The organism is Buttiauxella sp. A111, from assembly GCF_014189855.1.
GTDB classification, from domain to species: domain Bacteria; phylum Pseudomonadota; class Gammaproteobacteria; order Enterobacterales; family Enterobacteriaceae; genus Buttiauxella; species Buttiauxella selenatireducens.
In genome coordinates, this window is sequence record NZ_BJFN01000001.1 from 1,036,619 (window position 1) to 1,057,612 (window position 20,994).

At 51.2% G+C, this 20,994-nt stretch carries 17 protein-coding genes; 2 read left to right on the forward strand and 15 right to left on the reverse strand.

What is annotated here, in order from left to right; genetic code table 11:
- Positions 1-11: 11 nt before the first annotated feature.
- The 15 genes from BSPA111_RS04665 to lrhA all read right to left on the reverse strand — a co-directional run bounded on the left by BSPA111_RS04665 (position 12) and on the right by lrhA (position 17,980).
- The gene (locus BSPA111_RS04665) at positions 12-968 is read right to left on the reverse strand and encodes a DUF523 and DUF1722 domain-containing protein (RefSeq protein ID WP_183270000.1); all 957 of its coding nucleotides are present in this window, start codon (positions 966-968) and stop codon (positions 12-14) included.
- 98 nt (positions 969-1,066) lie between these two features.
- On the reverse strand, positions 1,067-2,524 hold the full coding sequence (gene nuoN, locus BSPA111_RS04670; protein WP_183270001.1) for an NADH-quinone oxidoreductase subunit NuoN: 1,458 nt from the start codon (positions 2,522-2,524) through the stop codon (positions 1,067-1,069).
- Between the two features lie 6 nt (positions 2,525-2,530).
- Positions 2,531-4,060: an NADH-quinone oxidoreductase subunit M gene (nuoM, locus tag BSPA111_RS04675; RefSeq protein ID WP_183270002.1), complete on the reverse strand. Its 1,530-nt coding sequence runs from the start codon at positions 4,058-4,060 to the stop codon at positions 2,531-2,533.
- A 118-nt stretch (positions 4,061-4,178) separates the two neighbouring features.
- Positions 4,179-6,020 (reverse strand): NADH-quinone oxidoreductase subunit L, encoded by a 1,842-nt coding sequence (nuoL, locus tag BSPA111_RS04680; RefSeq protein ID WP_183270003.1) that lies wholly within the window; start codon positions 6,018-6,020, stop codon positions 4,179-4,181.
- A complete protein-coding gene (nuoK, locus tag BSPA111_RS04685) occupies positions 6,017-6,319 on the reverse strand; it encodes an NADH-quinone oxidoreductase subunit NuoK (protein ID WP_008459783.1) in 303 nt (100 codons plus the stop codon). Before nuoK ends, nuoL begins: the two co-directional genes overlap by 4 nt.
- Positions 6,316-6,873: an NADH-quinone oxidoreductase subunit J gene (gene nuoJ / locus BSPA111_RS04690; RefSeq protein ID WP_183270004.1), complete on the reverse strand. Its 558-nt coding sequence runs from the start codon at positions 6,871-6,873 to the stop codon at positions 6,316-6,318. Before nuoJ ends, nuoK begins: the two co-directional genes overlap by 4 nt.
- 12 nt (positions 6,874-6,885) lie before the next feature.
- Complete coding sequence (gene nuoI / locus BSPA111_RS04695) at positions 6,886-7,428, reverse strand: NADH-quinone oxidoreductase subunit NuoI (protein WP_121268553.1); 543 nt, start codon at positions 7,426-7,428, stop codon at positions 6,886-6,888.
- A gap of 14 nt (positions 7,429-7,442) precedes the next feature.
- The gene (gene nuoH, locus BSPA111_RS04700) at positions 7,443-8,420 is read right to left on the reverse strand and encodes an NADH-quinone oxidoreductase subunit NuoH (protein WP_183270005.1); all 978 of its coding nucleotides are present in this window, start codon (positions 8,418-8,420) and stop codon (positions 7,443-7,445) included.
- On the reverse strand, positions 8,417-11,140 hold the full coding sequence (gene nuoG, locus BSPA111_RS04705) for an NADH-quinone oxidoreductase subunit NuoG (protein WP_183270006.1): 2,724 nt from the start codon (positions 11,138-11,140) through the stop codon (positions 8,417-8,419). Before nuoG ends, nuoH begins: the two co-directional genes overlap by 4 nt.
- Positions 11,141-11,403: 263 nt before the next feature.
- Positions 11,404-12,744, reverse strand: coding sequence for an NADH-quinone oxidoreductase subunit NuoF (nuoF, locus tag BSPA111_RS04710; protein ID WP_183270007.1), 1,341 nt, complete (start codon positions 12,742-12,744; stop codon positions 11,404-11,406).
- Entirely contained in the window at positions 12,741-13,241 is a 501-nt protein-coding gene (gene nuoE / locus BSPA111_RS04715; RefSeq protein ID WP_183270008.1) for an NADH-quinone oxidoreductase subunit NuoE, read from the reverse strand. The genes nuoF and nuoE overlap by 4 nt, the downstream gene beginning before the upstream one ends.
- Before the next feature lie 2 nt (positions 13,242-13,243).
- On the reverse strand, positions 13,244-15,055 hold the full coding sequence (gene nuoC / locus BSPA111_RS04720; RefSeq protein WP_183270009.1) for an NADH-quinone oxidoreductase subunit C/D: 1,812 nt from the start codon (positions 15,053-15,055) through the stop codon (positions 13,244-13,246).
- 89 nt (positions 15,056-15,144) lie between these two features.
- Complete coding sequence (gene nuoB, locus BSPA111_RS04725; protein ID WP_183270010.1) at positions 15,145-15,819, reverse strand: NADH-quinone oxidoreductase subunit NuoB; 675 nt, start codon at positions 15,817-15,819, stop codon at positions 15,145-15,147.
- A gap of 97 nt (positions 15,820-15,916) precedes the next feature.
- On the reverse strand, positions 15,917-16,405 hold the full coding sequence (gene nuoA, locus BSPA111_RS04730) for an NADH-quinone oxidoreductase subunit NuoA (RefSeq protein ID WP_183270011.1): 489 nt from the start codon (positions 16,403-16,405) through the stop codon (positions 15,917-15,919).
- Positions 16,406-17,044: 639 nt separating this feature from the next.
- On the reverse strand, positions 17,045-17,980 hold the full coding sequence (lrhA, locus tag BSPA111_RS04735) for a transcriptional regulator LrhA (RefSeq protein ID WP_183270012.1): 936 nt from the start codon (positions 17,978-17,980) through the stop codon (positions 17,045-17,047).
- Positions 17,981-18,988: 1,008 nt separating this feature from the next.
- On the opposite strand from lrhA, the gene alaA reads away from it, so the two are divergent.
- Both alaA and yfbR read left to right on the forward strand, forming a co-directional pair.
- A complete protein-coding gene (alaA, locus tag BSPA111_RS04740; protein ID WP_183270013.1) occupies positions 18,989-20,203 on the forward strand; it encodes an alanine transaminase AlaA in 1,215 nt (404 codons plus the stop codon).
- Positions 20,204-20,300: 97 nt separating this feature from the next.
- Positions 20,301-20,900, forward strand: a complete 600-nt coding sequence (gene yfbR / locus BSPA111_RS04745) for a 5'-deoxynucleotidase (protein WP_120066229.1) — start codon at positions 20,301-20,303, stop codon at positions 20,898-20,900.
- Positions 20,901-20,994: the final 94 nt, after the last annotated feature.

The following is a 20,994-nucleotide window of genomic DNA, read 5'->3' on the forward strand; positions in this document are numbered from 1 at the left end:
CATCTCCATATTTAATTTCCGTAGCGTAAACGTAACGCTTCGGGATAAGGCTCAAAATAGCGCTGCTGCGCCAGATAAGCGTCAGGATATTCTGCCATATAGTGTTTTAACAAGGTGATGGGAGCCAGTAAAGGTTGGGTCCCCTGGCGATAGCGGTCGATAAGCCCTGAGAGCTCCTGTCGCTGGCGAGAATTTAACTGGCGGCGGAAGTATCCTTGTACATGCATTAGCACGTTAGTGTGGTTGCGTCGCGTCGCCTGGTGCTCGAGCAAAGCCATAAGACGCGTACGGTACTCAACGAAAAAGTCATCCAGCGAATCCCAGCTTTCGATATCCGCCACAAACCGCCCCAGTTCCCGATACTGCGGCTGCGAATGCGCCAGCAGCAATAATTTATAACGGCTGTGAAAACCGATAAGCCCACCGCGCGTCAGGCCAGATTTACGCAATTTATTAAGCTCATAAAGCGTATAAATGCGCTCGACAAAGTTCTCGCGAATAGCCGGGTCATATAAACGCCCGTCCTCTTCGACCGGCAACCACGGTAGCTGTCGTTTCAACTCGGCAGTAAAAATCCCGGTGCCGCTTTTACGATTATTATTCCCTTCAGTTTCGTAAACCCTCACCCGCTCCAGGCCACAGCTTGGGGATTTCGCACAAACGATATATCCGCAAAGATGATCCAGCCCGGCAACCCGGCGCGAGGAAAATTGCTGCATCGCCTGCGTTAAATCCCCTTCACTGTGGTTGCTAAAGCGCAACGCGATTTCGCCATCATCCTGTTTTACCAGACGTAAAGCAGGCCGGGGCGTGGGTAAACCAATCGCCATTTCAGGGCAAACAGGCTCAAAATGCACCCATGGAGCCAGTTCATTGACGGCAAATGCCAGCCGTTTATGCCCGCCGTCAAACCGGACATTTTCCCCGAGTAAGCAAGCGCTGATGCCAATATTAATTTTGTCGCTCATGACTTACTCCTTTAACCGTGTTCACATCTAAGTGTAGCAAGCGTGTAAAACAAAAAAGGCTACCCGATTGGGTAGCCTTCGTTTGCGGCAGAAATCATTTACATCATCGGTGTTGCCAAACGCACCAGGCTGATAAGCGGTTGCGGGTAAACCCCCAGCAGCAGTACCAGCACAGCGGAGATCAGAACCACAACACCGCCTGCGGTGAATGCCCAGTTTCCTGGGGTATCACGGGTAAGCTGTTGCGGCGCATTCAGATACAAACTCACCGTCACACGCAGGTAGTAGTACAAACCGATCGCACTACCCAACACCACAGCACCGGTCAACCACCACAGGTGAGACTGGACACCGACGGCAATGATGTAGAACTTACCGATGAAGCCTAATGTCATTGGGATACCGGCCAGTGACAGCATCATCACGGTCATCACCGCAGACAGAATCGGTTTATGCCAGAACAGACCACGGTAGGAGTACAGAGAATCTGCATCCGGGCCACGGTATGGGCTGGACATCAGGCTGACCACACCGAACGCGCCGAGGCTGCTGAACAGGTAACCGGCCAGATAAACACCCACCGATTCCATCGACATATCGCCACTTTGCAGGGCAATCAGTGCCACCATCAAATAACCGAGGTGGGAGATGGACGAGTAACCCAGCAGACGTTTGATGTTGGTCTGGCTCAACGCCATCACGTTACCGAACAGGATGGAGATGAAAGCAATAATCCCGAGCACCACGCGAACCGCTTCGCTATCACCGACTGGCGCATAGAGGAACAGACGCATCACCACACCAAAGATGGCGATTTTGCTGGCAGTTGCCAGGAAAGTTGATACTGGAGCCGGAGCGCCCTGGTAAACATCTGGCGTCCACAGGTGGAACGGAACCAGAGACAGTTTAAAGCCAAGGCCAACAATCATCAGGCCCAGACCAGCAAGCAGCAAAGGTTCGTGCAGCATGCTGTCTGCCAGACTCTTACCGAGAGCCACAAACGACAGGTCACCCGATTCTGCGTACACCAGCGCCATACCAAACAGCAGGAATGAAGACGCTGCAGCAGACAGAATGGTGTACTTGATGCTGGCTTCAAGCGAGCGTTTCTGTCGGAAGGCGTAACCAATCAGACCGAACAGCGGCAGTGAGATCAATTCAATGCCAAGGAACAACGCCGCCAGGTGGTTGGCGTTTGCCAGAAGAATACCGCCCAGTGCCGCAATCAGCACCAGCAGGTAAAACTCTTCGCGGTTGTCGGTGTAACCCTGCAACCACGGGTAAGCAAACGTACAGGTTGCCAGACTTGCCAGCAAAACCAGCCCGGTGTAGAGCATCGCATAGCCATCAACACGCATCAGCGGTGTGACGTCCATTGCTCCAGCCTGCCCTACAAACCACAGCGAAACTAACGCAGCGTTAAGGCCGATAACAGCGAGTGTTGCATTGACAAAATGGTCGCGTCGCCACGCTATGGAGAGCATCACAACCACCACCGTCAATCCGACGACGAGCAGCGGTAGCAGCGCGATCAATTGTTGAGGAGTTATAGTCATGGCGAATTACGGCCTTGTAGTTGGAATTGAACTGGTAAACCACTGCTGAATATTGCTCATCGCAGCATGCGAAGTATCCAGAATTGGCTGCGGGTAGAAGCCCAACAGGACTAACAACACCACCAGCAACAGAATGATAAAGAACTCGCGCAGCGACATGCCTGGCAGTTGTTTATCACTGATTTCGCTTTTTGCTTTACCGAAGTAAGCACGATGCAGCATCGCCAGAGAATAAACCGATGCAAACACCAGACCGAAGGTCGAGACAACCGTAATCACTGGCACAACATGGAAGCTGCCGAACAGAATCATGAATTCGCCAACGAAGTTACCCGTACCCGGCATCCCGAGGGTTGCCACTGCGAAGAACATCGACAAACCTGGCAGCCATTTGATTTTGTTCCACAGGCCGCCCATCAGGCGCATATCGCGAGTGTGCAAACGCTCGTAAAGCTGACCACAGATGATGAACATACCCGCCGCAGACAAACCATGCGCAATCATCATGATAATCGCCCCCTGGTAGGCCAACTGGCTGCCGGTATAAATAGCAATCAACACGAAACCCATGTGGGAAACGGAGGTGTAAGCGATAAGACGTTTGATATCTGTTTGTGCGAAGGCCATCCACGCGCCGTAGAAGATGCCGATAACACCCAGCCACATGGCGATTGGTGCAAATTCAGCAGACGCTTCAGGGAACAGGGGAAGTGCGAAACGCAGCAGGCCGTAGGCCGCAGTTTTCAGCAAGATACCTGCGAGGTCAACAGAACCCGCTGTTGGTGCCTGGGAGTGCGCGTCTGGCAACCAACCGTGCAATGGAACGACAGGCATTTTCACCGCAAATGCAATGAAGAAGCCCAGCATCAACAGCCACTGTACGCTGTGGGACATTTCGGTATGCAGCAGTTGTTCGTAGTTAAAGGTCCAAACACCGGTCGCGTTGTAGTGCACAAACACCAGCCCAAGGATCGCAATCAACATCACCAGACCGCTTGCCTGGGTGTAGATGAAGAACTTGGTTGCAGCGGTGATACGTGTCTTCCCGTCAGAGGCTTTGTGGCCCCACAGTGCAATCAGGAAGTACATCGGTACCAGCATCATTTCCCAGAAGAAGAAGAACAGGAACATATCGATGGCAAGGAACACGCCGATAACGCCACCGAGGATCCACATCAGGTTGAGGTGGAAGAAGCCCTGATATTTTTCGATTTCATTCCAGGAACAAAGTACAGCCAGCACACCGAGCAGGCCGGTAAGCACGACCATCAGCAATGACAAGCCATCAATTGCTAAATGGATCTCAATCCCAAAACGCGGGATCCACGGCAGGATAAATTCAGACTGCCACTGCGGCAAACCTGCGGATTGCGTCAGCGAGTAACCGCCGGATAGCCACAGTTGCAGTGAAAGAGCCAGTGTCAGTCCCATCGTTACCAGCGCAATCCAACGCGGTACTTTTACGCCGAAGCGTTCAGTCTGCCAGCAGAAGAAGCCGCCAATAAAGGGGATGAGTATCAGCCAGGGTAATAGCATGGCATTTGTGTCCCTAAGTCAAAATAAACCAAAACATCACTCACTTTCCCTTAGCCGGGAGAAGGAATTACCCCTCACCCCAGCCCTCTCCCGGAAGGAGAGGGGGAAATGTACGGAGTTAGCGCAAGACCAGCAGCAAGCCCAGAATCACGACCGCACCGATACTCATTGAGGCCACATACCAGCGTAAATAACCATTCTCGCTCACCAACAGGCCGCGACCTGCCAGGCGTGAAAGAACTGCCGGAATGTTCATCATTGAATTCAGCGGATCGCTCTTAAGCAACCAGGCGATGCCCATGAATGGCTTAACAAAGATTTTGTCGTACAGCCAATCGAAGCCCCAGGCATGGAACCACCAGGTGCCGAAGAAGCGGCCCGGCGCACTGTTTGCAATGGCGGTGACCAAAGTGCGTTTGCCTAACCACAGCCACGCAGCAATTAAGATACCGGCAATAGCCACAACGCCTGAGGTAATCTCAAGGGTCAGCACGCTACCGTGTGGCAGCTCAGTGGTGGCAGGCAGAACACCGTGCAATGGCGGAACAATCATTGCGCCAACGAACGTGGACAGCACCAGCAACACAATCAGCGGCAAGTGGTGAGTAATGCCTTTAACCGCGTGAGCGTGAATCTGCTCTTTACCGTGGAAGACGATGAAGATCATACGGAAGGTATACAGCGAGGTCATAAACGCACCGACCAGACCTGCAACCATCAGGTTGATATGACCATTCGCCATCGCACCGGCCAGAATCTCATCTTTACTGAAGAAGCCTGCGGTAATGAGAGGTAATGCAGACAACGCCGCACCACCAACCAGGAAGCAGACATACACCAGCGGAATGGACTTACGCAGGCCACCCATTTTGAAGATGTTTTGTTCGTGGTGGCAGGCAAGGATCACCGAACCCGATGACAGGAACAACAACGCTTTGAAGAAAGCGTGCGTCATCAGGTGGAAAATCGCCGCATCCCACGCTTGTACACCCAGCGCCAGGAACATGTAGCCAATCTGGCTCATGGTCGAGTACGCCAGCACACGTTTGATATCGGTTTGCACCAGGGCAGCAAAACCTGCCATCACCAGCGTAACGGCACCCACGATGCCAACCAAATGCAGTACTTCAGGCGTCAGCAAGAACAAGCCATGAGTACGCGCAATCAGGTAGACACCCGCGGTGACCATGGTGGCCGCGTGGATCAGCGCTGAAACTGGCGTTGGGCCTGCCATCGCATCCGCAAGCCATGTTTGCAGCGGAAGCTGTGCAGATTTACCAACCGCACCGCCCAACAGCATCAGCGTTGCCCAGGTCAGCATTTGGTTACCTTGCGCAAAGTGCTGCGGCGCCAGTTCAACCATTTCGCGGAAGTTTAGCGTGCCCAGTTCGTTGTAAAGAATGAACAACGCGAACGCGAGGAATACGTCACCGACACGGGTCACAACGAATGCTTTCATGGCGGCAGCGCCGTTCTTCGGATCGGTATAGTAGAAACCAATCAGCAGATACGAGCACAGACCTACGCCTTCCCAACCGAGGTACATCAGCAGCAGGTTGTCACCAAGAACCAGAACCACCATGCTGGCGATAAACAGGTTGGTGTAGGCAAAGAAGCGAGAATACCCTTCTTCTCCGCGCATATACCAGGATGCGTACATGTGGATCAGGAAGCCGACACCAGTCACCACTGACAACATAGTCAGTGACAAACCGTCGAGGATCAGATTGAAGCCGATGTTGAAATCACCGACTGACATCCAGGTCCACAACGGCTGGGTGAAGGCTTGCTGCCCGTTGTTAAAGAAGTCAAACCCGACAATCGCAGTGACTAACGCCGCAAGACCAATCGAGCCGACCCCAACCGTGGCAGAAAGATTTTCTGACCAACGACCACGAGAGAACGCCAACAATAAAAAACCAATAAATGGCAAAAGAATGGTTAACCAGAGAAGGTTCATCCACGCATCTCACTTACTGAATCGATATTCAGGTTCTGGCGACGACGATGGAGCTGCAATAACAGTGCGAGGCCAATACTGGCTTCGGCGGCAGCTAAGCTAATCGCGAGTATATACATCACCTGGCCGTCAGCCTGGCCCCAATAACTCCCGGCGACCACAAACGCGAGTGCTGCCGCGTTAATCATCACTTCCAGGCTAATCAGCATGAAAAGCAAGTTGCGACGAATCACAAGCCCAGTCAGCCCAAGTACGAACAAGATAGCCGCGAGGATTAGTCCATGTTGCAGCGGAATCATACGTGCTCCTCCGTTTTTCTTTTCGCCGCCGCGTCAGCCTGGCGATTACTCAGCACTTCACCCGGACGGTCTTCGCGACCGAGGTGGAATGCAACAACCAGACCCGCCAGCAGCAGCATTGAGGCTAATTCCACTGCCAGAACGTACGGTCCAAATAGCGCGATACCGACCTCTTTAGCACTGACAGATGTCCCGTCGATTCCCTGGTCATTCAGACTGAGGATCGCGTACACCAACACCGACAGCAGGATGGCTGACAAAACGCCAGGGCCAATCCACAACTGCGGCTTGAGCCAGTTACGCTCTTGTTCAACAACGGCACCGCCGAGGTTTAGCATCATTACCACAAAGACGAACAACACCATAATGGCGCCGGCGTAGACGATAATTTCAAGCGCTGCGGCAAAGTAGGCCCCCAGGGAGAAGAACACCCCGGAGATAGCCAGCAATGAGATGATCAGATACAGCAAGGCATGCACCGGGTTGGTGTGCGTGATAACACGCAAGGTGGTTCCAACCGCGATGATTGCGCAAATATAAAAAGCGAATTCCATTGCCTTGCTCCTTTAAGGTAATAGGCCTTTGACGTCGATAGGCTTAGCTTCGTTTTCCGCTTCGCCTTTATCTTTGCCGTCGATTGCCATACCTGCCATCCGGTAGAAGTTATATTCCGGGTATTTACCCGGACCGGAAATCAGCAGGTCCTCTTTTTCGTACACCAAATCCTGACGCTTAAACTCGCCCAGCTCGAAGTCTGGAGTAAGCTGAATTGCCGTTGTTGGGCACGCTTCTTCGCACAAGCCGCAGAAAATGCAGCGCGAGAAGTTGATGCGGAAAAACTCTGGATACCAGCGGCCATCTTTGGTTTCTGCTTTCTGCAAAGAGATACAGGCGACCGGGCAAGCTACCGCACACAGGTTACAGGCAACACAACGCTCTTCGCCGTCCGGATCACGCGTCAGCACGATGCGGCCACGGTAGCGTGGTGGTAAATACACTGGCTCTTCCGGATACATCTGCGTTTCGCGTTTGGCAAACGCGTGCAGACCGATCATCCAGATACTGCGTACCTGGGTGCCGAAACCAACCACTAACTCTTTCAATGTCATGGTTTTTTCACCCCTTATGGTGCCTGATAGAGAATGACCGCAGCGGTCACCAGCAAATTGACCAGTGTCAACGGCAGGCAGATTTTCCAGCCAAAGGACATCACCTGGTCATAACGCGGACGAGGTAATGATGCACGGATCAAAATGAACATCATCATGAAGAACGCGGTTTTCAGCGCGAACCAGATGAACGGTGGTAACCACGGGCCATGCCAGCCACCAAAGAACAGGGTCACGATCAAGGCTGAAACAGTCACGATGCCGATGTATTCACCCACGAAGAACAGGCCAAACTTCATGCCGGAATATTCGATGTGGTAACCATCTGCCAGTTCTTGCTCTGCTTCGGGTTGGTCAAATGGGTGACGGTGACAAACTGCCACGCCTGCGATAGCGAAGGTGACGAAGCCAAAGAACTGCGGAATCACGTTCCACAAATTGGCCTGGTTATCCACGATATCGCCCATATTGAACGAACCGGCCTGAGCAACAACCCCCATCAGGGACAGACCCAGGAACACTTCGTAGCTCAGCGTTTGTGCAGAAGCACGCATCGCGCCTAACAGCGAGTATTTGTTGTTGCTCGACCAGCCAGCGAACAGGACGGCGTAAACCGCAAGACCTGCCAGCATCAGGAAGAACAAAATACCAATGTTCAGGTCAGCAACGACCCAGCTTGGGCTGACAGGCACAATAGCAAAGGCCAGCAACAGCGAGGTGAAGGCAATCATTGGTGCCAGGGTAAAGATGACGCGGTCCGCAAAGCGCGGAGTCCAGTCTTCTTTAAAGAACATTTTGATCATGTCCGCGACGAGCTGGAGCGAGCCGCCCCAGCCAACACGGTTAGGTCCGTAACGGTTCTGGAACAGACCCAGCAAGCGGCGTTCACCAAAACTCATGAACGCACCGCATGTCACCACGACCAACAGGATAACGACCGCTTTGAGAATGCTCAGCAGAATGTCGATAACATCCGGTGTTAACCAACTCATTGGCCAGCCTCCTGGAGATTTTCAAGACGCGCACCCGCCAGTACCGGAGCAATGCCAGGCATACCCATCGGTAAACCAACCTGCCCTGCTGCCAGCCCTTCGGAAAGTTGCAGCGGCAGACTCAGTGTTTGACCTTCATAGCTAAACGAAATCAGGCTTCCTGCATTCACGCCCAGTTTTGCAGCATCTGCCGGATTGAGCTTGATATAAGGCTCAGCCATTCGGCTCTGGAAAATCGGAGAACGCTGGGACATTTCGTCGCTGCCAAACAGATGGTAGTAAGGCGCAATACGCCATTTACCTTCTTCTGCCTGGAAGATTTCCGGCACGGAGTCAAAGTAATCAATGCCCGTTTCAGACGCTTCAATCAGTCGCACGCCCGGATCGCCATGACGCAGTTTGCCACCCACTTCGGCCTGGAACTTGTTCCATGCTTGCGGTGAGTTCCAGCCTGGTGCCCATGCAAATGGGATCTGCTGACGATTGGCCGACGGACTGTTGTTCCCTTCCATAGAGAAGGAGAACATGGTGTCTTTATCCTGTGGCTGACGCGGCTCATGCACACTGATATTGGCGCGCATTGCAGTACGTCCACTGGAACGGATTGGTGAACGTGACAGTTTCTGGCCACGGATACGGAAGCTGGCATCAGGTGCCGCATCTTTAATCCCAGCCAGTTGTGGCAACGCTTTCACGCAGGCATCAATAACATCATCAAGCTGCGTCCAGTCCACTTCACGGCTTTCAACGGTGCTGTGCAGGGAGTGCAGCCAACGCCAGCTTTCGAGCATGACAATCGAATGATCATAGTAAGACGGGTCATAAACCTGGAAGAAACGCTGTGCGCGGCCTTCGTTGTTAATCACCGTTCCGTCGCTTTCAGCAAAGCTTGCGGTAGAAAGCACCAGATGGGCTTTGTCCATAATCGCTGTACGCTGATGGTCAATAACCATCACCAGCGGAGCTTTGCTCAGTGCCGCGTCAACGCGAGCCGCAGAAGCATGGCGATGCAGATCGTTTTCCAGCACCACAACCGCATCGGCTGCACCGCTTTCCAGCTCACTCAGCGCTTCTTCAAGCGAACCGCCGCCAATCAGACCAAGGCCCACGCTGTTCACCGCACGAGCGACCATGGTGATACCGACATCGGCTCCACGGCCTTTCAGCGCTTTAGCAACGTTTGCTGCTGCTTGCATAACCGCTTCGCTGCCGGCGTTAGTCCCGGAAACGATCAGAGGTTTTTTGGCCCCCGCCAGTGCCTGAACAATGACGTCGACTTTGTTTTTGAGGTCACGATCCAGTTCAACGGCTGGGGAGTTGCTGTCCAGCGCATGGGCAATGGCAAAACCTAAACGCGCCTGATCTTCAACCGGCGCACGATAAGTCCACGCGGCGATGTCATCCAGACGAGTGCTGTCGATATTAGTGACGAACAGCGGATGTTTAGCGTGCTGGCCAATGTTCAGGATGGCCGCAATCTGCCAGTCAGCCACTTTCTGTGCTGCTGCCATTTCGCGCGCTTTACCTTTCACAGCCTGACGCACAGCCAGCGCAACACGCGCACCGGTTTGTGTAATGTCTTCGCCAAGTACCAGAACGGCATCGTAGGATTCGATTTCACGCAGCGCCGGAGTATGAACGCCACTTTCTTGCAGCACTTTGAGCATCAATTGCAGGCGCGCTTGCTCACCGGTTGCGATACCGGTGTAGAAGTTGGCTGCACCCACCAGTTCACGCAGAGCAAAGTTGCTTTCTACGCTGGCACGCGGGGAACCGATACCGATCACTTTCTTCGACTGACGCAGAATATCTGCCGCACCTTGCATCGCCTGTTCAGCGTTCAGGGTGATGAGATCGTCACCACGACGTTGGATCGGCTGACGCGGCCTGTCTTTCAGGTTCACGTAGCCATAACCAAAGCGGCCACGGTCGCACAGGAAGTAGTGGTTCACGGTGCCGTTGTAACGGTTTTCGATACGACGCAATTCACCGTAGCGCTCACCAGGGCTGGTGTTACAGCCGATGCTGCACTGCTGGCAGATGCTTGGTGCAAACTGCATGTCCCATTTACGGTTGTAACGCTCGGAGTGCGTTTTGTCCGTGAACACGCCGGTCGGGCAGATTTCTACCAGGTTACCGGAGAATTCGCTCTCAAGCGTACCGTCTTCAGGACGACCGAAGTAGACGTTGTCATGTGCGCCATAAACGCCCAAGTCTTTGCCATCGGCATAATCTTTGTAGTAACGCACACAGCGGTAGCAGGCGATACAGCGGTTCATTTCGTGAGAGATGAACGGGCCGAGATCCTGGTTACGGTGAGTACGTTTAGTGAAGCGGTAGCGGCGGAAGCTATGGCCGGTCATAACCGTCATATCTTGCAGGTGGCAGTTGCCGCCCTCTTCACAAACCGGGCAATCGTGCGGGTGGTTAGTCATCAACCATTCCACAACGCTTTCACGGAATTCTTTCGCTTCGCTATCGTCAATGGAGATAAACGTCCCGTCAGAGGCAGGTGTCATACAAGACATCACCAGACGACCACGATTATCTTCTGCGTTTTGATATTGCTTCACCGCGCACTGGCGGCAAGCACCGACGCTTCCGAGCGCCGGGTGCCAGCAAAAATAAGGAATATCGAGACCGAGCGACAGACAAGCTTGCAGCAAGTTGTCAGACCCGTTTACCTCATATTCTTTGCCGTCTACATGAATCGTAGCCATAGTCAGCATGCTTCCAGTTGGCCTGAATAAGCTCAGGCGTTAATCAAAAATTCTTGTGCGAATAACTATCGCCCTCACCCCGGCCCTCTCCCCCAGGAGAGGGGGAAAACCGGACAATCCTGCCCCCCAAGAGAGGGGGAAACCGGACAATCCCGCCCCCAATAGAGGGGGAAACCGGACAATCCCGCCCCCTAAGAGAAGGGGAACTGGATAATTCCCTCTCCCTCAGGGAGAGGGCTAGGGTGAGGGTGAAAAGTTGTCTATCACCAGCGCGTTTTTAACAAGTTCGGTTGAATACCCTGAATGGCACGAGTGTTACCGAAATCTTGTTTGGCAATGCCTGCTTCGAATTCTTCGCGGAAATATTTAATCGCACTCTGCAACGGTTCAACCGCACCTGGCGCATGCGCACAGAAGGTTTTACCCGGCCCAAGGAAACGACACAGTTGCTCAAGTGTCTCGATATCCCCAGGTTGGCCTTCGCCACGCTCCAGTGCACGCAGAATTTTTACGCTCCACGGTAAACCGTCACGGCAAGGTGTACACCAGCCACAAGATTCACGGGCAAAAAACTCTTCCAGATTGCGAACCAGCGGCACCATACCAATTTCATGGTCAACGGCCATCGCCAGCGCCGTACCCAGACGGCTACCCGCTTTGCCAATGCTTTCAAATTCCATCGGCAGATCAAGATGCGATTCGGTCAGGAAGTCAGTCCCTGCCCCGCCCGGCTGCCAGGCTTTGAATTTCAGGCCATCGCGCATACCACCCGCGTAATCTTCAAGAATTTCGCGTGCGGTGGTGCCAAACGGTAATTCCCAAACGCCAGGATTCTTAACGCGACCCGAGAAGCCCATCAGCTTGGTACCAGCATCTTTACTGGTAGAAATACCCTGGTACCACTCCACGCCATCAGCCAGAATCGCCGGTACGTTACACAGCGTTTCGACGTTGTTTACGCAGGTCGGTTTACCCCATACGCCGCTTGATGCCGGGAATGGTGGTTTAGAACGTGGGTTCGCGCGGCGGCCTTCCAGGGAGTTAATCAGTGCAGTTTCTTCACCGCAGATATAACGCCCGGCACCAGTGTGCACGATCAGTTCGAAATCAAAACCCGAACCGAGGATGTTTTTGCCAAGCAGACCCGCTTCGGTGGCTTCAGCAATCGCACGGCGCAGATGCACAGCCGCTTCGATATACTCGCCACGCAGGAAGATGTAACCACGGTACGCTTTCAGTGCGAACGCAGAAATCAGCATGCCTTCCACCAGCAGGTGCGGCAGTTGCTCCATCAATAAGCGGTCTTTATAAGTGCCCGGCTCCATTTCATCGGCGTTACACAGCAGGTAACGAATGTTCATGGATTCGTCTTTCGGCATCAGGCTCCACTTCAAACCGGTGGAGAAGCCCGCACCGCCGCGCCCTTTCAGGCCGGCGTCTTTAACCCGATTAACGACTTCATCTGGCGCGAGACCCGTCAACGCAAGACGTGCACCTTCGTAGCCGTTTTTGCTGCGATATTCATCCAGCCACACAGGCTGTTTGTCATCGCGCAACCGCCAGGTCAGCGGATGGGTTTCGGCAGTACGAATAATGGTTTTCATTTGTACTGCTCCAGCAAATCAGGGATCGCTTCCGGCGTCAGATGGCTGTGAGTATCCTCATCAATCATCATGGTCGGCCCTTTGTCGCAGTTGCCCAGACAGCAAGTTGGCAGCAGGGTGAAGCGACCATCAAACGTGGTTTGACCCGGTTTGATGTTCAGTTTTGCTTCGATAGCCGACTGAATGCCCTGGTAGCCGGTAATATGGCAAACCACGCTATCGCAATAGCGAATAACGTGGCGACCGACCGGTTGGCGGAAAATCTGGCTGTAGAATGTGGCAACACCTTCTACGTCGCTGGCAGGGATGTCCAGAACCTCGGCAATGGCGTAAATAGCGCCGTCAGGCACCCAGCCACGCTGTTTCTGGACAATCTTCAGCGCTTCGATAGATGCCGCGCGAGCATCTTCGTAATGATGTTTTTCGTGCTCAATCGCATCACGCTCTGCCGCACTCAGCTCAAAAGCTTCAGCCTGGGGTTGTTGTTTATCGTGCATAGTTAGCGATCCACATCAGACATTACAAAATCGATACTACCCAGATAGACAATCAGGTCAGAAACCAGGCTGCCGCGAATCGCCGCCGGGATTTGCTGCAAGTGCGCAAAGCTCGGGGTACGGATACGGGTACGGTAGCTCATTGTGCTGCCGTCGCTGGTCAGGTAGTAACTGTTAATCCCTTTCGTCGCTTCAATCATCTGGAAGGATTCGTTAGCCGGCATGACCGGGCCCCACGAAACTTGCAGGAAGTGAGTGATCAGGGTTTCGATATGTTGCAGCGTACGCTCTTTCGGTGGCGGCGTTGTCAGCGGATGATCGGCTTTGAACGGGCCAGCAGGCATATTTTTCAGGCACTGCTCAAGAATGCGCAAGCTCTGGCGAAGTTCTTCAACTTTCAACATCACGCGGGTGTAGCAGTCACTGACGCCACCGCCAACCGGGATTTCGAAGTCAAAGTTTTCATAACCAGAATATGGGCGCGCTTTACGGATATCGAAGTCGACACCAGTTGCACGCAGGCCAGCACCGGTGGTACCCCACTCCAGCGCTTCTTTCTTACCGTACGCGGCAACGCCCTGGGAACGACCTTTCAGGATGGTGTTGCGCAGCGCTGCTTTCTCGTAGGAATCCAGACGTTTTGGCATCCAGTCGAGGAACTCTTTCAGCAAGCGCTCCCAACCGTTTGGCAAGTCGTGAGCGACACCGCCGATACGGAACCAGGCTGGGTGCATACGGAAACCGGTAATCGCTTCGACCAGGTCATAAATTTTCTGACGGTCGGTAAAGGCGAAGAACACCGGGGTCATTGCACCCACGTCCTGAATAAACGTGGAGATATACAGCAGGTGGCTGTTAATACGGAACAGTTCAGACAGCATGACGCGGATAACGTCAACACGCTCAGGAACCTTGATGCCCGCCAGTTTTTCAACCGCCAGCACATATGGCATTTCGTTTACGCAGCCGCCGAGATATTCGATACGGTCGGTGTACGGAATGTAGCTGTGCCACGACTGACGCTCACCCATCTTCTCAGCACCACGGTGGTGGTAACCGATATCCGGCACACAGTCGACAATCTCTTCACCGTCGAGTTGCAGGACAATACGGAATGCACCGTGCGCGGATGGGTGGTTTGGACCCAGGTTCAGGAACATGAAATCTTCATGCTCGCTGCTGCGCTTCATGCCCCACTCTTCAGGCTTGAAGGTCAGCGCTTCCATCTCGAGGTCTTCTTTCTGTTTGGTTAATTCAAACGGATCGAACTCGGTGGCACGCGCCGGATAATCTTTACGCAGCGGGTGGCCTTCCCACGTTGGTGGCATCATGATGCGCGTCAGGTGCGGGTGGCCAACAATGTTGATGCCAAACATTTCCCAGGTTTCACGCTCATACCAGTTCGCGTTCGGGAACAGTTTGGTGAAAGTAGGCACGTTCAGATCGTTTTCGGACAGCGCCACCTTGAGCATGATGTCGCGGTTGCGATCGATAGAAATCAGGTGGTAGAAAACGGAAAAATCCGCAGCCGGTAAACCGTTGCGGTGAGTACGGAGACGTTCGTCCATGCCGTGTAAGTCGAACAGCATGGAGTAGGGTTTCGGGAGTTTCTTTAAGAAATCGCCCACTTCCAGCAGTTGTTCACGCTTAACCCAGACGACTGGAACACCAGTGCGGGTTGGCTGAACAGTGAAGGCATCCGGCCCAAAACGGTTACGCAGTTCGCCAATTACCGGATCATCTAAATGGTCTCGGGTTTGCCAGGCTTGCTGGTTGGCATCATGCGCAGTTAAATCGGTCATAATTCTCACCATTGCAAATGGTACTGTGGTGACTGTCAGCAGTGGCTTCGCGCTAGTATTATTGATATGCGAAGTAAACTCACACTGCCCACAGGCGCATATTAAATCTCGTCTGGTGTCCGCAAGTTGGTGACAGCAATACGCTCGCCACGTTTACGTTCACGCTCTGATTGCATGTTGGCGCGATAAACACCTTGATCGCCAACCACCCAGGACAGTGGACGACGCTCTTTGCCAATGGACTCTTGCAGCAGCATCAGTGCTTGCATGTAAGCTTCCGGGCGCGGTGGGCAACCTGGGATGTAAACATCCACTGGCAGGAATTTATCCACACCTTGCACCACAGAGTAGATGTCGTACATGCCACCTGAGTTGGCGCAAGCACCCATCGAGATCACCCATTTTGGCTCGAGCATTTGATCGTAAAGGCGCTGAATGACGGGAGCCATTTTGGTAAAGCAGGTTCCTGCGATAACCATCAGGTCGGCCTGACGCGGAGATGCACGCAGTACTTCGGCACCGAAACGTGCCACGTCATGTACGGCGGTAAACGAAGTCACCATCTCAACGTAGCAGCAAGAAAGGCCAAAGTTATAAGGCCAAATTGAGTTTTTACGACCCCAGTTCACCATATCGTGCATGGCATGCTCGAGCTTGCCCATGTACACACTACGGTTGATTTCTTGATCAAGAGGATCGCTTACGATCTCCTGTTTTTGCAGGGGGTAACGGTCATTCTCACCGTTGGGGTCTATGCGGGTGAGCGTATAGTCCATCTTATTGCCTCGCTTTATACTCGTCTTTCTTCAGGTTGTAGCTGTGTTGCCTGCGTTCTTAAATCCCAATCACTTACTCAAGTAAGCGCGTGGAAACTTACTCACTGATCGCCTTGCTACTTGCTGAAGGATTCAGAGCATCTTGGGTATGACGGTTAGTGAGACTGTCAGTTTCTGGGTTGATGTGGGTACGGCGCGAACGCGCAGGAGTCCAATCAAGAGCACCAATGCGCACCAAATACACCAGGCCTGCCAGTAGCACAAAAATGAAAATTGCGGCCTCGACGAAACCTATCCATCCGCTTTCACGAATAGAAACCGACCACGCATAGAGATACAAGGCTTCCACGTCGAAGATAACGAAGAACATGGCAACCAAGTAGAACTTAGCGGATAGACGTAAGCGCGCTGTACCAACTGAGTCGATACCTGACTCGAAGGGAGTGTTTTTGTGCCGACCCTTAGCTCTCCCGCCAAGGAACCAGGCCCCGAGAAGCATTACGCAACACAGGCCTACGGCAACAATAAGAAAGACTGCGAACGCCCAGTGATGAGCGATAACTTCAGTGGATGTTGACATACTCATTGCTTACTCATCAAAAGTGGCGCCAAAGTCTCTGCTCTTGCTGGCAGATGAACACCACATCGATTCATGGGGAGGAACAATTAACCTTACAATTAGTGCCAGAATCAGAACTTTACCAGCAAATTGATGGGGTTTTTTACTCCTTTCTATAACCTTTTGTCAACTTTAACAAAAGTATCCACACATTAATTTACATGACAGCAACTTCATTAACATTTAATGCGTTAAAAGCTGGTAACGTCACGTTACTAACTCGTTTTCAATGAAGGTGAATCGTGTCCGTTATGGAGGAAAAAAATAACTACTGCTCTATTTTGGCAGGAAATCTCAACTATTCATCCCCCCTATAGGGAGTATTTTCTTGATCTGAGACACGCTTCTGTTAATTCATATCAAAAACCAACAACATTGCAGCCTTTATTTTAACATTTGAAGCGATTTTGATTCCCAGGATGTAGGGAGAAAGCAGGTAGGATGAGAGATGGAAAACAGATTGTTTTAAAAGACATTTTTACAAAAAAGCAATAAACCCACGGTACGCTGATTAAAAAACAAGCCATTGAGGCAAAAATAGCACCCAATGACCTGTTTTTGAATTTCATAATTTGTTACTAACAAATCCGCTTTACGGCTATAGCGTTACTCGAAATCGCCTTCCAGTAACACCGTGTCACCATCTTCATCAGAAGAAGCCATGTAACGATATGGATTCGGGTTGATTTCCAGTGCGCTAAAAATAGCCTGCGCTAAATCATTGGTGGTTTGCAGATTACGGCACAGCATGTATTGCGTATCAGGCATGGCCGGCAAACCATCGGCACTTCCCAGCACGCGTAGCTCTGGACTCATCATTTCTACCGGACGGGAGGTAATCCCAAGCCCTGCTTTAACCGCAGCGCGAACGGCAGAAAGCGTAGAAGCAACATAGGCAATACGCCACGGAATGCGGGCCGCATTCAATTGCTCAATCATCATATCCCGATATGGGCTCGGATTATCGAGCACCACTAAAGGCACCGTTTCACCTTTCAGGAAGATGTAATCAGCAGCGCAGTACCATAATGTTGGCGAAGTGCGTAAAACAATGGATTCAAAATGCGCAGGTTTCGACGTGGTGACAACTAAATCAACTTCCTGCTGATCGAGCATTTCAACCATAAACGGATTACGTTTAACACGCACATCCAACGCCAATTTTGGGTAAACCGAGCTTATCCGATTGAGCAGAAACGGCAGAATGGTATCCGCTGTTTCATCAGATGCCCCAATCGTTAATACGCCTTGCAAATTGCTGAACATTAGCGAAGTACAAGCTTCATCATTAAAACGCAAAATCTTTCGCGCATAACCAAGGAGCTGAATACCGTGCTCGGTCAGCAATTTATTACGTCCATGACGGGCAAAAAGCTCTTTTCCTACCAATTGTTCAAGACGTTGCATCTGCTGGCTTACAGCCGATTGAGTACGGCATACCGCAACAGCAGCAGCGGCAAAAGTATTCAGATCCGCTACGGCAACAAAAGTCCTGAGCAGATCGAGGTCGAGATTAAGTATCGGACGATTTGCGTTAATCATAATTTTTTCACTAGTAGGTTGCTCTTACGAGTCTGCCTTAGTTTTATTGCTGTGATTTATCAAAAAGATAAAGCAATTCCCTTTTACAGAACGCCTCCCGATGGGGAGCACCGTCATCCTGACAGTCGTTCTGACTTATTTATTTTCATGCCCTCAGGCGAATGCGAATCAATAATGCGACACATTTATACCTGGGGATATTATACTGACGTTTACAACATACAAACTTTCGTCTTAACGCACTAGCTACTGAAATTAAAACTGCGTAATTATTGTAAATCAACTTCAGCGCTGAGTTTTATTTATTCAACTCACAGCAGACACCCGTGTAAACACCATGAAAATTTCCTTTAAGGCACTTCGTTTCACTGGCAATTGACACAGAACAAAGACGATAAACCAACCTACAATAAAACATGAGGTTGCGTTATTTCCAGCAAAAATTACCTACCAATTTCAGCACTGCATCTTACCGCAAAACGAAGTAACTCATAACTTTTGTTGCGAATTATCTGATCTCATTCTCTTTTTTAATTCACTCTCCAATGCATTATTCACAGAAGTGTCCAAAATTCTACAAGCTAAATGAGAAGCAATATAACTCTATTCTTTGTTTATATTAATCACATACATGTTTATTTTTATACACATATTATTAACTCACACTCACCACTCCATTTAAGTTGAGCATGAATATTCAATTTTTCTTAACTATTACTCAGTTAAATTCATATTACAGTCAGCAGCACCTACTACACCCACCACACCAAGGCAGTTAATATTGTTGAATTTTTATTAATATTCTATATTTTTTATCGATATCAATATATTTAACAACACATAATACTGCTGAATAATTTCCAAACCGATTTTACTTCCCCCTCTAAAAATTGAAGATTTATTACTATTTGGCGCTTCGACAACCTTCAAATCTGGGCGTTGCAGGAGTACATTGTTGCCTGGTCGCTTCCACGGCAGGAAGTGGCGCTAACATTTAAGGTCAGGTTCATGTCCCCAATCGAAAAATCCAGCAAACTTGATAACGTCTGTTATGACATCCGTGGCCCAGTACTCAAAGAGGCGAAACGTCTTGAGGAAGAAGGGAATAAAGTCCTCAAGCTGAATATTGGCAACCCAGCGCCATTTGGCTTTGATGCCCCGGATGAGATCCTTGTCGATGTGATTCGTAACCTGCCTACGGCGCAAGGCTATTGCGACTCGAAAGGGCTCTACTCCGCACGTAAAGCCATCATGCAGCATTATCAAGCACGAGAAATGCGGGATGTGACGGTTGAAGACATCTACATCGGTAACGGTGTTTCTGAGCTGATTGTTCAATCTATGCAAGCATTGCTGAACAGCGGTGATGAGATGTTGGTTCCTGCTCCAGATTATCCGTTATGGACCGCAGCCGTCTCGCTTTCCAGTGGCAAAGCCGTTCATTACTTATGTGATGAGTCTGCCGACTGGTTCCCTGACCTTGATGACATTCGCGCTAAAATCACGCCGCGTACCCGCGGTATCGTGATTATCAACCCCAATAACCCAACCGGTGCGGTCTACTCGAAAGAGCTGCTGCTGGAAATTGTTGAAATCGCGCGTCAGCATAATTTGATTATTTTTGCTGATGAAATTTATGACAAGATTCTGTACGACGAGGCGCAGCACCATTCGATTGCTGCACTTGCCCCGGATCTGCTGACGGTAACCTTTAACGGTTTGTCCAAAACCTACCGTGTTGCGGGCTTCCGTCAAGGCTGGATGGTACTGAGCGGGCCTAAGAAACATGCAAAAGGTTACATCGAAGGTCTGGAAATGCTGGCGTCTATGCGCCTGTGTGCCAACGTTCCTGCTCAGCACGCAATCCAGACAGCTTTAGGCGGCTATCAAAGTATCAGTGAGTTTATCGCGCCTGGCGGCCGCTTATACGAGCAGCGCAATCGCGCGTGGGAACTGATTAACGAGATTCCAGGTGTGTCATGCGTGAAACCACGTGGAGCGTTGTATATGTTCCCTAAAATTGACGCGAAACGTTTTAACATCCATGATGACCAAAAAATGGTGCTAGACTTCTTACTACAGGAAAAAGTGCTGTTGGTTCAAGGGACTGCGTTTAACTGGCCGTGGCCTGATCATGTCCGTATTGTCACCTTACCTCGCGTTGATGAACTGGATATGGCTATCCATAAATTTGGTCGTTTCCTCGGTCATTACCACCAGTAATTTTTAGCCTCAAAGGGTGGATAAGCGTAAGCTTGGTCCACCACATTCTCGGCGGGTGACGCTCTGCTTACCCGCCCTATAGACCCCGAGTGTATCTATGAGCCAGAGCCATTTTTTTGCCCATCTTTCACGTCTGAAATTAATCAACCGTTGGCCATTAATGCGCAATGTGCGCACTGAAAATGTTTCGGAGCATAGCCTACAAGTTGCTATGGTCGCTCATGCCTTAGCCGTGATAAAGAACCGCAAATTTAACGGACAGATTAATGCTGAACACGTGGCACTACTGGCGATGTATCACGATGCCAGTGAAGTGTTAACGGGCGATTTGCCCACACCAGTGAAATATTTCAACTCGCAGATAGCCCACGAATACAAAGCTATCGAGAAAATCGCGCAGCAGAAATTGATCGATATGGTGCCGGAAGAGTTACGTGATATCTGGGCACCACTGATAGACGAACATCAAAGTAGTGATGAAGAAAGAGCCATCGTTAAACAAGCTGATGCGTTATGCGCTTATCTAAAATGCCTGGAAGAGCTCTCTGCCGGTAACAATGAGTTCTTACTGGCCAAAAGCCGACTTGAGAAAACGCTGGCGGACCGTCACAGTGAAGAGATGGACTATTTCATGAATGTGTTTGTACCGAGTTTCCAGCTTTCGCTTGATGAGATTAGCCAGGATTCGCCGCTTTAATTCCGGCCCCTCACCCTGGCCCTCTCCCTGAGGGAGAGGGAATTGTCCTGTGCCCTCATTTGCCTTCTCCTGTTTTCCCCTTCTCCCTGAGGGA

Excerpts from the sequence above, each read along its gene's own strand:
- BSPA111_RS04665 (WP_183270000.1), bottom strand. The coding sequence starts at position 968 with ATGAGCGACAAAATTAATATTGGCATCAGCGCTTGCTTACTCGGGGAA.
- nuoN (WP_183270001.1), bottom strand. The coding sequence starts at position 2,524 with ATGACTATAACTCCTCAACAATTGATCGCGCTGCTACCGCTGCTCGTC.
- nuoM (WP_183270002.1), bottom strand. The coding sequence starts at position 4,060 with ATGCTATTACCCTGGCTGATACTCATCCCCTTTATTGGCGGCTTCTTC.
- nuoL (WP_183270003.1), bottom strand. The coding sequence starts at position 6,020 with ATGAACCTTCTCTGGTTAACCATTCTTTTGCCATTTATTGGTTTTTTA.
- nuoK (WP_008459783.1), bottom strand. The coding sequence starts at position 6,319 with ATGATTCCGCTGCAACATGGACTAATCCTCGCGGCTATCTTGTTCGTA.
- nuoJ (WP_183270004.1), bottom strand. The coding sequence starts at position 6,873 with ATGGAATTCGCTTTTTATATTTGCGCAATCATCGCGGTTGGAACCACC.
- nuoI (WP_121268553.1), bottom strand. The coding sequence starts at position 7,428 with ATGACATTGAAAGAGTTAGTGGTTGGTTTCGGCACCCAGGTACGCAGT.
- nuoH (WP_183270005.1), bottom strand. The coding sequence starts at position 8,420 with ATGAGTTGGTTAACACCGGATGTTATCGACATTCTGCTGAGCATTCTC.
- nuoG (WP_183270006.1), bottom strand. The coding sequence starts at position 11,140 with ATGGCTACGATTCATGTAGACGGCAAAGAATATGAGGTAAACGGGTCT.
- nuoF (WP_183270007.1), bottom strand. The coding sequence starts at position 12,744 with ATGAAAACCATTATTCGTACTGCCGAAACCCATCCGCTGACCTGGCGG.
- nuoE (WP_183270008.1), bottom strand. The coding sequence starts at position 13,241 with ATGCACGATAAACAACAACCCCAGGCTGAAGCTTTTGAGCTGAGTGCG.
- nuoC (WP_183270009.1), bottom strand. The coding sequence starts at position 15,055 with ATGGTGAGAATTATGACCGATTTAACTGCGCATGATGCCAACCAGCAA.
- nuoB (WP_183270010.1), bottom strand. The coding sequence starts at position 15,819 with ATGGACTATACGCTCACCCGCATAGACCCCAACGGTGAGAATGACCGT.
- nuoA (WP_183270011.1), bottom strand. The coding sequence starts at position 16,405 with ATGAGTATGTCAACATCCACTGAAGTTATCGCTCATCACTGGGCGTTC.
- lrhA (WP_183270012.1), bottom strand. The coding sequence starts at position 17,980 with ATGATTAACGCAAATCGTCCGATACTTAATCTCGACCTCGATCTGCTC.
- alaA (WP_183270013.1), top strand. The coding sequence starts at position 18,989 with ATGTCCCCAATCGAAAAATCCAGCAAACTTGATAACGTCTGTTATGAC.
- yfbR (WP_120066229.1), top strand. The coding sequence starts at position 20,301 with ATGAGCCAGAGCCATTTTTTTGCCCATCTTTCACGTCTGAAATTAATC.